Raw genomic sequence first — 11,903 nt, forward strand, 5'->3', positions numbered from 1 at the left:
GAAGAAGTGAGGAGGATTTAGATGATGAGCGCGAAACGCTGGATTGCTTTAGCAATCGCAGCATTTTTGTTAATTGTTTCCGTTGGTTTTCAAACAGTGGCATCGATAGCTACAGCCGACTTTGACCAATTATTCGCAGGAGGCAATGAAGACGGGGTTCAGGAAAAAGTAGTGGAAAGAGGTCAAGGAGAAGGGAAAATAGTTATTTTGAATCTGGACGGGGTCATACAGGACACTGGCACTGCACCATCATTCGTTAATTCCGCTACGTATCATCACCAGCAATTTTTACGCTTACTTGACAGGGCAGGAGAAGACAATACGGTAAGTGGTGTCATTTTGCGGGTGAACACGCCTGGCGGTGGGGTAGTAGAAAGTGATGAAATCCATGACAAAGTAAAAACGATTCAAGAAGAATTTGGTAAACCTGTCTATGTGTCAATGGGGAATACAGCAGCGTCCGGCGGATATTACGTCTCAGCACCAGCTGATAAAATCGTAGCTCATCCAGCAACGGTGACAGGATCAATTGGTGTCATTATGCAGAGCATTAATTACTCAGAATTAGCTGATAATATTGGTTTAGAATTTAACACTTTAAAGAGTGGAGAATACAAGGATATAATGGCTGGAGATCGTCCGATGACAGAAGAGGAAGAGGAGATCTTACAGTCTATGGTTGATGATTTTTATGGTGATTTCGTCAATATAATTGCAGAAGGACGTGGAATGGATGAGCAAACCGTCCGAGAAATTGGGGATGGACGTGTCTATTCGGGAACTCAAGCACATGAAGTAGGCTTGGTTGATGACTTAGGTACACTTGAAGATACAATTACCATGATGAAAGAAGATTTAGGTTTGGATAATCCACTTGTTACTAAATACCAGTATGGCGGGCTCGGCTTCAATCAATTTATAGGTGCAACAGCACGCAGTTTGATGGTGAGTGACTCAGAGTTGCTTGGAATAAAAGAGATTCTTATGGATTCCGAAACACCGCGTGCTATGTATTTATATACAGAATAGGGGGGATCTCAGTGGATGATAATTCGTATAGCAACGAGTATAATCATACAGAATCAGCTAATGACCGAGTAGATCCATCTCAATCTCCCCAACGTGTCTACGCAGGTTTCTGGATGAGATTCTGGGCGTATCTCATCGATTTAATTATTATCTTTAGTGTGAATGGTATCATTCTTAGCCCGCTTTTATTTCGAGAAGATACCTCTGTCCCTGTATTAGGATTCATCACAATTCAGGGATTGTTGAGCACGGTAGTGTCCTATGTATACTTCTTGTTAATGACTAAGTTTTTCAGTCAGACGTTAGGAAAAATGATTTTAGGGATTAAAGTGATACGAGAAGATGAGTCTACACTTAAATGGTCCGATCTCATTTTCCGTGAGATTATCGGCAGGTTTATTCATCGCAGTTTAGTCATTACTAATGTGCTCTATCTGATTGTTGGCTTTATGGAAGAAAAGCAGGGCATCCATGATATTTTTGGTGAGACAAGAGTAATTCATGTGAAGAAATAATACGGAGGGACTGTAAAGTCATTTTTATGACCTGGCAGTCCCTTTCTTATTTCATACGATAAAGCGTAATAAAGCTTGAGCGTGTTTTAGCCTATAGGAGGGTCCCTTTCCTAAGTTTCATGTTTATGGTTATTCAGGGAAAATGTTGGACATAATGGTACGGACACCAAGCTGAAGCGAGGGAGTTTGTATGGAATGGGTGATTACAACAGGTCTCATTTTAATATGCATCGTAGTTATGATTATGGTTACGCCTGTCCAGCTTTCTTTCCGGCTGGTGCGGAAAAATAAGAGACAAGATATAATGGCTAGTTTGAAAATCTGGTATATTTACACAAAGAATTTTGAGATCCCAATTATTTCATATGATGAAGAAACTCCTTCTCTAGTTATAAAAGAAAAAACGTCTTCCACGCTCGCAGATACAGTGGAGAAAGATATTGAAGAAACTCCAGAAGATGTGAAAAGACAATTAAATACATTGAGGTTACTGGTCAATCATGTCAGTGGGTTGCTGAAAATCGGGAAAAGGCTGTTAGGAAAAATGAAACTTGAAAAGCTAGAGTGGAGAAGCGAAATCGGTACAGGGGATGCAGCATGGGCAGGGATTCTCACTGGGATGCTCTGGTCCACCAAAAGTATGGTAGCAGGTGTTGGAAGTTCATGTATGAAAATGAAATGCTCTCCTGCACTGGATGTCCTCCCTCATTTTAATAAAGCAATATTTAATACGGAATTTAAGTGTATTGTCGCTTTTAAACTAGGGCATGCTATCATTGCTGGTTTAAGTGTGTTGAGACAATTAAATGGCAGCATGTTCTCGTTATGGAGAAAGGCACGGGAATTAAATACAAATAGTAAGGAGGCGTCTTGATGTCGGACCATCCAATTGAGGGGTTAATGCGTACAGCAATGGAGAATTTGAAAGATATGGTAGACGTGAATACAATAGTTGGTGAGCCGGTTGAAACACCGGATGGCAGTGTGATCATCCCAGTCACTCGGGTAGGTTTCGGTTTTGCAGCAGGGGGAAGTCAATTTACAAGTGACAGACAAAATGACACGAGTGCAGACTACCCATTTGGAGGAGGAAGCGGTGGTGGGGTATCTATTACACCTATTGCCTTCCTTGTTGTAAGTGGGGCAGGGGTAAAAATGGTCCACTTAGATGAAAACACCCATCTTTACGAAAAGCTGTTAGAATTCACTCCTCAAGTCGTGGAAAAAATTCAGGAGATGATGAAAGGACGTAACAGCAATTCCAATAGTGGCGATCCATTTACTGATTACAGCTGACCGGGCTGGGATATAACCCGCTCGGTTTTTCATGTTAAGATATCCCCCCCCCCGTGTCTGAAGAAGGCAGCGGGGGTTATTTTGTCATCATTATCATTCCTTACGGATTACAGGTGAGATTCCTTTTGCTATACTTCCAAGGAGAGAGAATATATGAGGGGAAAGGAAGAAAGGTAGATATGGAGCCAATAACAGATGTTGAGAAGTTATACACGTTAGTCGATGACATAGCTGTTTCCATCCAAAAGCATGCAGATAAAACATATTTAGAAGCATTAGCTGAAGCAGGTGAGGCTATTTTAAACCAATCTGTTTCAGAAGATCTTCCAAGAGAAGAGAGTATTCGTCTTGAAAAGAAGATAACGCAAGATATTCCTCCGGAAATGGAAAGGGAAGGAATTAGAAAAGCATTTCAGTTGGCGGTTATCAAAGGAATGAAGGAGGCAGTACAACCTCACCATGCTATGACCCCAGACGCTGTAGCATTGTTTATCGGTTATCTAGTGGATAAGCTCGTGTCCAAAAAAGAGAGTGCAGTCATCTTAGACCCTGCTTCTGGAACCGGTAATCTGCTTAGCGCTGTCTTAAATTCCGTAACAAAAAATACAGCAGCTTATGGGGTGGAAGTTGATGAGACCTTGCTTCATATTGCATACGTTTTAGCTGATTTGCAAGAGCACCAAGTAGAATTTTTCCACCAAGATGCCATTGAACAGCTTGCTGTACCACCTGTGGATGTAGTAGCAGCCGATCTTCCTGTTGGTTATTATCCCAAAGATGAAGTGGCGCAGAATTTTGAGTTAAAATCGTCGAAAGGTCGTTCTTATGTGCACCACCTTATAATAGAAAAATGTATGGAGCATGTGAAAGATGGAGGATTCTTTGTCTTATTAATTCCTAATTTTATGTTTGAGAGCGAGGAAGCTCCAGCGTTGAATAAATATATAAAAGAGCACGCTACCACTCTTGGATTGCTTCAGTTACCAGAATCCATGTTTAAGTCAAATCAGTATGGGAAAAGCATTTGGATGCTGCAAAAGAAGGGAAAGGACGCTATACAGCCGAGCCAGGCATTGTTTGCGGAACTTCCATCCTTCGTAAAACATGAAGCACTAGCTGACATGATTGTACAAATTGACAAATGGTTTAAGGAACAGGGACTCAGCTAGAATTCATTTTATGTATTTAAAAAAATGACACGTTCAGCGAGCGAACCCCCTCTTGTTTAGGCCTCCAAACAAGGGGGGAGCATCGCTTTGCCACAGAAAACAAACTATTCATAGCCACGTAAAAAATAGCCAATATCATCGTACCCTTACTTCTTGGGAAACGTATAATATAAAAAGAAAACTATTCAACGTATTCATCTGTCTTGAATTAATGCAGAAACAACGTATCATAGAAAAATTTCTTATAAGCTTGATTCCATCAGCTTTTGAGCGCTATCTCATGTATTTTTTAAAAAACCAATAAATAAATTTTTATGCTTTTTTATGAATAAGTATTGCAAAATGAACAGTCAATTGGTAAAGTATGATTATCGATAAATCATTTATGAAGACAGCGGGAAAACTAGAGGCTAAAGCCTCTCATATTTTTACAAATAAATGTATAAAAATAATAACTTCAGTATGAATATTCAACCTGAAGATGGAGGGTATTTACATGGCTAATAAAAAAGTAGTACTTGCATATTCCGGAGGACTTGATACATCCGTAGCAATTCAGTGGTTAAAAGACAGTGGATATGACGTAATCGCAGTAGGGCTGGATGTAGGAGAAGGAAAAGATCTAGAATTTGTAAAAGATAAAGCACTTAAAGTTGGTGCTATTCAGTCCTATACAATTGATGCAAAAAAAGAATTTGCAGAGGATTTTGTTCTTCCTGCACTTCAAGCACATACTTTGTATGAAGAAAAATATCCATTAGTTTCCGCTCTTTCTAGACCTTTGATTTCAAAAAAGCTAGTAGAAATTGCCGAGCAGACAAATGCTGACGCAGTTGCTCACGGCTGTACAGGTAAAGGGAACGACCAAGTACGTTTTGAAGTTTCTATTCAAGCGTTGAATCCGGAACTTGAAGTTCTGGCTCCTGTTAGAGAATGGGGTTGGTCGAGAGACGAGGAAATTGAATATGCGAAGAAGAATGAGATTCCGATTCCAATTGATTTGGATAACCCATACTCCGTGGACCAAAACCTTTGGGGAAGAAGTAATGAGTGCGGCATCCTTGAAGATCCATGGGCAACACCTCCAGAAGGAGCTTATGAATTAACTAACCCAATCGAAAAAACTCCTGATGAAGCTGAAATCGTGGAGATTGAATTCCAACAAGGAAAACCTGTCGCAATAAATGGAAAAACGTATCAGTTAGATGATCTTATTCTTGAGTTAAACAGTATAGCAGGGAAGCACGGGGTAGGAAGAATTGACCATGTAGAAAATAGAATGGTTGGAATTAAGTCAAGAGAAGTGTATGAATGCCCTGGCGCCATGACGCTTATCAAGGCTCATAAAGAGCTTGAAGATCTCACACTTCCGAAAGAAGTAGCTCATTTCAAACCAGTCATCGGTAAAAAGTTATCCGAGGTTATTTATGATGGACTCTGGTTCTCACAAATTAGAAACGCATTGGAAGCTTTCATTGCAGAGACTCAGAAAAATGTTACAGGTGTCGTAAGAGTGAAGCTCTTTAAAGGCAATGCGATCGTGGAGGGAAGAAAATCTGAGCTTTCCCTATACAACGAGAAGCTTGCAACATACACTCCAGAAGATGAATTTAACCAAAACGCAGCTGTTGGCTTTATTGAATTATGGGGACTTCCGACTAAAGTTCACAGCATGGTGAATAAGAAAGGTGTCAACGTATGACCAAACTGTGGGGTGGCAGATTTACAAAAAGTGCAGAAGAGTGGGTGGATGCCTTTGGGGCATCCATCCCTTTTGATAAAGAGCTTGTAGAGGAAGATATTGAAGGAAGTCTCGCGCACGTCAAAATGCTTGCTGCTTGTGATATTTTGTCACAAGACGAGACAGACTCTATTACTAAAGGACTAAAAAAAATATTAGAAAAAGCAAAAAAAGACGAACTAGAGTACTCTATCCAAAATGAAGACATCCATCTAAATATCGAAAAGTTTCTTACAGATGAGATTGGACCTGTTGGAGGGAAACTACATACGGGACGTAGTAGGAATGACCAAGTAGCCACAGATATGCATTTATATTTGCGCAAGCAAACGGAAGAGATCATGAGTGAAATCCAGAAGATGCAAGATTCCATCTTAGTACAGGCGGAGAAACACATTGAAACCATAATTCCGGGATATACTCATCTTCAAAGAGCACAGCCTGTTTCGTTTGCTCATCACTTACTAGCTTATTTTTGGATGCTGGAACGAGACTATACACGTTTAGAAGACAGTTTAACACGGCTAAATATATCTCCTCTCGGTGCTGGGGCTCTTGCAGGGACGACTTTTCCGATCGACCGACATTACACAGCGGACCTTTTAGGGTTTGATGGTATTTATGAAAATAGCCTGGATGCGGTTAGTGATCGAGATTTTATTCTTGAATTCATGAGTGCCTCGTCGATGATCATGATGCATCTATCCCGCCTAGCTGAGGAATTTATTATGTGGTCGAGCCAAGAATTTAACTTTATCGAACTGGATGACACGTTCGCTACTGGAAGCAGTATCATGCCTCAAAAGAAAAATCCTGATATGGCAGAGCTTATCCGTGGAAAGACTGGTCGTGTTTATGGAAATCTTATGTCCTTATTAACGTTATTAAAAGGCCTTCCTCTAGCGTATAACAAAGACATGCAAGAGGATAAAGAAGGAATGTTTGATACAGTAACTACAGTAAAAGGATCCATACGGATTTTCGCCGGTATGATTGATACAATGAGAGTAAATGAGGAAGTAATGGAGAAAGAGACTCATTCTGACTTCTCTAATGCTACAGAACTTGCCGATTACTTAGCATCCAAAGGGATGCCTTTCCGGGAAGCGCATGAAGTAGTGGGGAAACTAGTGCTCTTATGTATACAAAAAAATATTTTCCTATTAGATTTGCCATTAAAAGACTATAAAGAAGCCAGTGAACTGTTTGAACAAGATATTTATGAAGTGCTAAAACCTGCCACCGTCGTGAAACGCCGTAACAGCGCAGGGGGGACAGGGTTTGAGCAGGTGAAAAAAGCAATAGCATTGGGGAAAGAGAAGATGTCCCGAAAGAAAGAAGCAGACCGCTAAAAAAAGCGGTCTGCTTTTCTTTTATAGTCTAGGAAATGATAAAAGCTTATCCGCTGGTGAATAACTTTTGTGAATGGGTCAGCTACGTCCAGCTTAAGCCGCCATCGGCTCGAGGTCGATTCAACCTGCTCTGCGGCGTAAAGCCTAGGAGGGTCTCCAGCGCTTGTCGCAGATAGCGGGCGCCTTGCGCTTTTGTTCTTAATGTTAGGAGCGAACAATAAGTACGTCGCACTTAGAATGACGAGTGATTGACTCGGAAACACTTCCGATTAGCATCCGTTCGACCGCATTCAAGCCAGTCGCTCCAGAAACAATGAGATCCACTTCATATTTTTGAGCAATATCTTTTGGTATTTTTACTTTAGGAGAGCCGAAATCAATCACAGTGGTGACGTTATCAACTCCTGCTTGATTTGCTTCCGCTTGATAGTCGTCTAACAATTCCTGTCCATAGTTTTCTGCTCGAGAAACAATGGTACGGTCATACTGTTCAATAGTAGCAAAGGTTCTTGTGTCAATAATATGGACAATGATCAAATGGGCATGATTATCTTTTGCGATATTAACTGCATTCGTAAACGCCCGTTTCGCTTCATCTGAGCCATCGACAGCAACGAGAATGTTATGGTACTTGGACATTGCTCATTCCCCCTTTACATAATTTCCATCTATTATCTAGGGCCTATGTGGTAATCCATTCATTCAATGAAAAAAATATCTTATTTTAATAATATACCCTCGTCATTTCCGATATAAACGTGGATTCCTTTTATGTTACATGGTTTCGTAGTAATATGAAGATAGATAACTTGAAGGAGGATTACCGATGCGTCATGCAATTGTGACGGCTGGAACGAAAGGTTTGGGAAAGAGAGCAGCTGTAGAATTTTTGAAGAAAGGCTATTCAGTAACTCTTAGCTACAGGAATGATGTTCAGTCGGTAAAAAAAATGAAAGAAGAGTGGGGTTCAGCTATCGACCGAATACAATTCATACAGGGGGATGTCACAAAAGCAGAAGATTTAAAGCATTTAGTCGATTCCGCCTACCAATCGTTTGGCCGAGTTGATGTGCTCGTCAATAATGCTGGTCCATACATCTTTGAGCGTAAAAAGCTTATGGATTACTCTGTAAGAGAATGGGATGAAATGGTGAATGGTAATTTAACGGCCATGTTTTATTTATTTAAAGAAGTAATACCGATTATGAGAAGACAGAATTATGGCCGAATTGTTACATACGGTTTTCAGAATGCTCAGTATGCCCCAGCTTGGATTTACCGCTCCGCCTATGCGGCTGCCAAAGCTGGTCTTGTGTCTTTAACAAAAACGGTGGCAGTGGAGGAAGCAGAAAACGGTATTACTGTGAACATGGTTTGTCCTGGGGAAGTAACGGCAGAATACAAGGAAGCGTCTATAGACGAGGTGAGAGGACAGTTAGATCACAATATTCCTATAGGGCGGCCTTCTGTTGGAGAAGACATTGCTCGTACTATTGCTTTTCTTTGCGACGAGAATTCCGATATGTTGACAGGTGCTGTGGTGGAAGTGACGGGGGGAGCAGATGTGTTACATAAAAGAAGGTAATGTATAAATTTAACTTCAAGTAGCATGCTAAGACTTGAGGTGATAGGAATGACTCTAAAAATATTCATTTCAAGTATGATGGTTGTTTGTTTACTGGCAACTTTTCAGCCCGTCTCTGCTCACACGTTAAAAGATACTTCTTTATTTAAAGTTACCGCTGCTGCGGAAGAAGGTACATATCATTGGGAGTATGAAGAGCCGTCTCTCTTTCACTATGAACAGCCCCAAGAAGAAAGTACGGGAAAGAGTGCGAAACAGGAAGTAATGAATTGGTATAAGTTACTTAGCCCAAATGAAAAAACTTCCCAAAAAGAAATAATCACAGCGTTTAAAAATAATTTCTCCTCCCCAGTTGAACGTGTAGACATTCGATGGAAAGAGAAAGGGCGAGAGCTTTACACGTGGCACTGGAAATCAAAATAGATATATGATAATATTCCCCTTCTCAGATATGACGTTTATTTCATGTTTATAGCAGGAAAACGTATAAGAGGAACGAAGTCATATACTTAGGTGCTGTAAAAGCGCAGCACAGAAAAACATAAGGAGGGCACTGTTTCATGAAAGTAACATATCATGGACACTCTGTTGTTCATATTGAAGCAAATGGAAAAGATATTTTAGTCGACCCTTTTATTACTGGCAATGGGAATTGTGATCTTCAAGCTGATAACGTGAAAGCAGATGTTATTTTGCTCACTCACGGTCATAATGACCATGTTGGTGACACAGTTGATATTGCAAAACGAAATGGGTCTTTAGTGGTAGCGCCTTTTGAGTTGGCCACTTACTTAAGCTGGCAAGGTATAGAGACTCACCCGCTAAGTATAGGAGGGGGCTATACTTTCGATTTCGGCCGCGTGTCTTTGACTCAAGCTTTCCACGGATCTTCCTATACTGAAGAAGAAAATAAAAGAATTATTTACACAGGGATGCCTGCAGGAATTATTTTCGAAGCAGAAGGAAAAAAGATTTACCATATGGGAGACACCGGTTTGTTCACAGACATGAGAATGTACGGAGAACGACACTCTTTTGATTTATTGTTTGTGCCCATAGGAGACAATTTCACTATGGGGCCCGAAGATGCAAAGCAGGCAGTAGAATGGATAAGCCCAGACTTTGTGGTCCCGATTCATTATAATACGTTTCCAGCGATTGAGCAGGATGGAGAGGCATTTATTGATTCTATTTCACCTAGAAAAGGGAAAGCTTTAAAGCCGGGAGAGTCTATTGATCTATAAATCTTTTTAGCTGTTCCAGTGTTATGTGAAGACACTTGGGACAGCTTTTTTTGTGAAGCTCACTCATGGTGGAAAGCGTTTACATTGTTGTTGTTGTTGAGAATGAGGTATATTTCAAGGTTGCTTTGTTTTTCCTCAGACCGTATAATAAAATATATAACAGTTGTTTACGTGTAGTGACACAGTTTAGATTATCAGCGGCTGTCGGAGAGGTGGAAGTGATGGCAACAAAGCATGAGCAAATATTGAGATATATAACAGATTTAAATGTAGGAGAGAAAATCTCAGTCCGAGGAATTGCCAAGGCTCTTGACGTTAGTGAGGGCACAGCATACCGTGCTATTAAAGAGGCTGAAAATCAAGGTCTCGTTAGTACGATTGAACGGGTAGGTACCATACGAATCGAGAAGAAACAAAAAGAAAACATTGAAAAACTAACATATGCAGAAGTGGTAAATATCGTTGATGGACAAGTTCTCGGAGGCAGAAATGGGTTGCATAAGACGCTTAACCGGTTTGTAATTGGGGCGATGAAACTAGAAGCGATGATGAGGTATGTCGAACCAGGAAACCTACTAATCGTCGGTAACCGTTACCAAGTACACAAATTAGCTTTAGAGGCAGGGGCCGCTGTTCTGATCACCGGAGGATTTGATACAAATGAAAATGTAATCTCATTAGCGGATGAGCTTGATTTACCTGTGATCAGTACGAGTTATGATACCTTTACCGTTGCGACGATGATTAACCGTGCTATTTATGATCAATTAATAAAAAAGGAAATCGTACTGGTTAGTGATATTTTAATTCCTCTTCAGGATACGTATTTTATGACAACAGAAAACACAGTGGAAAAATGGCATGAAATGAACAGAAGAACAGGCCATAGTCGTTATCCTGTTATTGACTCTAACATGAAAGTGCAAGGGATGGTAGCAGCTAAAGATGTATTAGGCAAGCAAATGCCCACGCCCATCGAACGCATTATGACTAAGAAGCCAATTACGGTTAACGAAAGGACATCAGTAGCGTCTGTCGCTCACATTATGGTCTGGGAGGGGATTGAGTTACTTCCTGTCATTGATGATCAACGACACTTACTTGGAGTGATCAGTCGTCAGGACGTGTTAAAAGCACTGCAAATGACTCAAAAACAACCACACGTGGGGGAAACATTAGACGATTTAGTAACCGGTCGTTTTCACGAGACAGGTCCCGATTCAGAATATGATTTTCAGTGTGACGTCGCTCCTCAAATGACCAATCACTTAGGGATGATTTCATACGGCGTCCTGACAACGTTGGTGACAGAGACGGGAAGCCGTTTACTTAAAGCCTATAAAAGAGGGGATATCGTTGTCGAAAATGTAACAATGTATTTTATTAAGCCGGTTCAAATCGAAAGTACGATTGACATGAGAGGTAAATTATTAGAGGTTGGGCGTAGGCATGGTAAAGTGGATGTGGAATTATATCACGAGGGAGAGATTGTAGGTAAGGCATTAATGATGGCGCAGCTGCTTGACCGTTAAATCTCAAGATACAAAAACGGCCTCTAAGGATAGAGACCGTTTTTCCTATTAAGCGTTCACACGTTGTTCTTCCGCTTCCTTTGCAGCGTAGGGTAAATATAGCTTATAAGCTCTAAATCCCAAAATAATATTAGCTAAACCTAGTAAAGAAAAGACAGTACCAACAATAATATCTACAGAACCGCGGCTCGTGATTAAAAGATTCGCCCCGAAAGCGGTTAGAAAGACACCTAAGCTCATATTAGCTTTTGTCTGTACCCATCTTTTCATAACGGGTGCCTTCGTACGAAATGTTTTTATCTTATAAAATAAATACATGACAAGAGAGAACACGATGAAAATAAGAGTGAGCTGTATCATGAATACCTCCTGAAAAATATAAACTATTGCCTTTCTATTTTACCTAGAAAGAAGAGCAAATAGCAAACTTTACTTACAGA

At 40.5% G+C, this 11,903-nt stretch carries 13 protein-coding genes; 11 read left to right on the top strand and 2 right to left on the bottom strand.

What is annotated here, in order from left to right:
* Window positions 1-21: 21 nt before the first annotated feature.
* The 7 genes from sppA to argH all read left to right on the top strand — a co-directional run bounded on the left by sppA (window position 22) and on the right by argH (window position 7,102).
* Entirely contained in the window at window positions 22-1,029 is a 1,008-nt protein-coding gene (gene sppA, locus BM095_RS07795) for a signal peptide peptidase SppA (protein WP_322787602.1), read from the top strand.
* 11 nt (window positions 1,030-1,040) lie between these two features.
* Window positions 1,041-1,544, top strand: a complete 504-nt coding sequence (locus tag BM095_RS07800; protein WP_245757848.1) for an RDD family protein — start codon at window positions 1,041-1,043, stop codon at window positions 1,542-1,544.
* 190 nt (window positions 1,545-1,734) lie between these two features.
* Window positions 1,735-2,418, top strand: a complete 684-nt coding sequence (locus BM095_RS07805; protein WP_091659919.1) for a DUF2953 domain-containing protein — start codon at window positions 1,735-1,737, stop codon at window positions 2,416-2,418.
* A complete protein-coding gene (gene ytfJ / locus BM095_RS07810) occupies window positions 2,418-2,840 on the top strand; it encodes a GerW family sporulation protein (protein WP_091659921.1) in 423 nt (140 codons plus the stop codon). Before BM095_RS07805 ends, ytfJ begins: the two co-directional genes overlap by 1 nt.
* Before the next feature lie 179 nt (window positions 2,841-3,019).
* The gene (locus tag BM095_RS07815; protein WP_091660938.1) at window positions 3,020-4,009 is read left to right on the top strand and encodes a class I SAM-dependent methyltransferase; all 990 of its coding nucleotides are present in this window, start codon (window positions 3,020-3,022) and stop codon (window positions 4,007-4,009) included.
* Between the two features lie 496 nt (window positions 4,010-4,505).
* Window positions 4,506-5,711: an argininosuccinate synthase gene (locus BM095_RS07820; protein ID WP_091659924.1), complete on the top strand. Its 1,206-nt coding sequence runs from the start codon at window positions 4,506-4,508 to the stop codon at window positions 5,709-5,711.
* Window positions 5,708-7,102 carry an argininosuccinate lyase gene (gene argH, locus BM095_RS07825; protein WP_091659926.1) on the top strand — a complete coding sequence of 465 codons (1,395 nt, stop codon included), beginning with the start codon at window positions 5,708-5,710 and terminating at the stop codon, window positions 7,100-7,102. The genes BM095_RS07820 and argH overlap by 4 nt, the downstream gene beginning before the upstream one ends.
* A 204-nt stretch (window positions 7,103-7,306) precedes the next feature.
* On the opposite strand, the gene BM095_RS07830 is transcribed toward argH, so the two are convergent.
* Window positions 7,307-7,741: a universal stress protein gene (locus BM095_RS07830; protein WP_091659929.1), complete on the bottom strand. Its 435-nt coding sequence runs from the start codon at window positions 7,739-7,741 to the stop codon at window positions 7,307-7,309.
* A 187-nt stretch (window positions 7,742-7,928) separates the two neighbouring features.
* Here BM095_RS07830 and BM095_RS07835 point away from each other — a divergent pair, with 187 nt between their 5' ends.
* From BM095_RS07835 to BM095_RS07850, 4 genes are all read left to right on the top strand, one after another.
* Window positions 7,929-8,687 carry an SDR family oxidoreductase gene (locus BM095_RS07835; protein WP_091659931.1) on the top strand — a complete coding sequence of 253 codons (759 nt, stop codon included), beginning with the start codon at window positions 7,929-7,931 and terminating at the stop codon, window positions 8,685-8,687.
* Window positions 8,688-8,735: 48 nt separating this feature from the next.
* Window positions 8,736-9,110 (top strand): hypothetical protein, encoded by a 375-nt coding sequence (locus BM095_RS07840; protein ID WP_091659934.1) that lies wholly within the window; start codon window positions 8,736-8,738, stop codon window positions 9,108-9,110.
* Window positions 9,111-9,247: 137 nt separating this feature from the next.
* On the top strand, window positions 9,248-9,931 hold the full coding sequence (locus tag BM095_RS07845; RefSeq protein ID WP_091659936.1) for a metal-dependent hydrolase: 684 nt from the start codon (window positions 9,248-9,250) through the stop codon (window positions 9,929-9,931).
* A 221-nt stretch (window positions 9,932-10,152) separates the two neighbouring features.
* Window positions 10,153-11,463, top strand: a complete 1,311-nt coding sequence (locus BM095_RS07850) for a CBS domain-containing protein (RefSeq protein WP_091659939.1) — start codon at window positions 10,153-10,155, stop codon at window positions 11,461-11,463.
* A gap of 48 nt (window positions 11,464-11,511) precedes the next feature.
* On the opposite strand, the gene BM095_RS07855 is transcribed toward BM095_RS07850, so the two are convergent.
* The gene (locus tag BM095_RS07855; RefSeq protein WP_091659941.1) at window positions 11,512-11,823 is read right to left on the bottom strand and encodes a YtpI family protein; all 312 of its coding nucleotides are present in this window, start codon (window positions 11,821-11,823) and stop codon (window positions 11,512-11,514) included.
* Window positions 11,824-11,903 lie beyond the last annotated feature (80 nt).

This window comes from Alteribacillus iranensis (assembly GCF_900113025.1).
Taxonomy (GTDB): domain Bacteria; phylum Bacillota; class Bacilli; order Bacillales; family Marinococcaceae; genus Alteribacillus_A; species Alteribacillus_A iranensis.